Here is a 1223-nt window from a genome sequence, read left to right on the forward strand (position 1 = left end):
TGTAGTGGTCCAGTTTTTTTGGACCATCACGTAGGAGTATTAGGCCGCCAGCTTTTCGAAAACAGCAGGCGGCAGGTTCTTCGAGGCGGTGTGACAACGTTGGTGGTTGTAATGCGCAATGAAGTCCATCACGTCCCGCTCTGCCTCGAAGTGATTGGTGTAACCATTTTCAGGTGACCAGTCGTGCTTCTGGGATCTGAAATAACGCTCCACCACGGCATTGTCCCAGCAGTTTCCGCGTCGACTCATGCTCTGCACGATCTGCTTCTCCTCCAGATAACTTACAAATCGATCAGCGGTGTATTGGCATCCCTGGTCTGAGTGAAAAACCAGTTCCGAGGACGGCCTGCGCATTCCAACTGCCAACTGCAATGCCCGCAACGAAAGCTCGGTATCGGCTGTTCTCGAGAACGCCCAGCCAACGATCCTGCGTGAGAAAAGATCCATCACGATCGCCAGGTACAACCAACTGCCCCCGACCCTTATGTAGGTGATATCGCCCGCCCAAAAGGTATTAGGGCGTGCTGGGTTGAAGCGGCGCTTGAGCACGTTCGGCGCAACACTGGACGGCTTTGTCACACGACGATAATGCTTGTACTGCGCTCTACGCCTGGCCAGCCCGAGGCTCTTCATCAAACCGCACATGCGATGGCGCCCGATAACAATGCCCTGGATCTTCAGCGCTTTGGCAAAGCCACGGCTGCCCAACGCGCCACGGTGCTCTTTGTGCAAGCTACGGATTTTGATTTCCAGCTGCCGCTCAATGCACCGTTGAGGCTTAGGGCGGCGTAAGGCGTAATAGGTGCTGCGGGGCACGCCCAGCACACGACATTTGTGGCGAACCGATAAACCTTGTCCCGCGCCCTCGATCATGGTCTTCGGCCAAACAGCACCTTTAGATGAGAGGGTAACTGCTTTTTTAGGACATCATTCTCGGCCTCCAGCAGCGCAAGTCTGGCCTGCAATGAATCGATCAGATCCTGATCTTGCGGGCGGGTGGTTTGCGCTGCTCCTACCTGCTCCTTGCGCCATCGCGAAACCCAGCGCCGCAGAGCCGTAGGCCCCACGCCTGTCTGCTCACATGCCTTTGGTATTGAGTACTTCATCTCGACGACCAGACGTATGGCCTCGGCCTTTTCTTCAGGGCTAACAACCCGAAATCCCATGATGCTTCCTTAAGTTGAAACTCCTACATCATGGTCCATAAATATTGAGCCACAACA

The 1223-nt window shown here is 54.9% G+C and carries 2 protein-coding genes; both read right to left on the minus strand.

What is annotated here, in order from left to right; translation table 11 throughout:
* Positions 1 to 39: 39 nt before the first annotated feature.
* Entirely contained in the window at positions 40 to 873 is an 834-nt protein-coding gene (locus ACWKWM_RS27840) for an IS3 family transposase (protein WP_483849174.1), read from the minus strand.
* Entirely contained in the window at positions 870 to 1166 is a 297-nt protein-coding gene (locus tag ACWKWM_RS27845) for a transposase (protein WP_483849175.1), read from the minus strand. The genes ACWKWM_RS27840 and ACWKWM_RS27845 overlap by 4 nt, the downstream gene beginning before the upstream one ends.
* Positions 1167 to 1223: the final 57 nt, after the last annotated feature.

This window comes from Pseudomonas rosaeacicularis, assembly GCF_057128745.1.

Coding starts and splice junctions, on each gene's coding strand:
- ACWKWM_RS27840 (WP_483849174.1), bottom strand. CDS start 873: ATGATCGAGGGCGCGGGACAAGGTTTATCGGTTCGCCACAAATGTCGT.
- ACWKWM_RS27845 (WP_483849175.1), bottom strand. CDS start 1,166: ATGGGATTTCGGGTTGTTAGCCCTGAAGAAAAGGCCGAGGCCATACGT.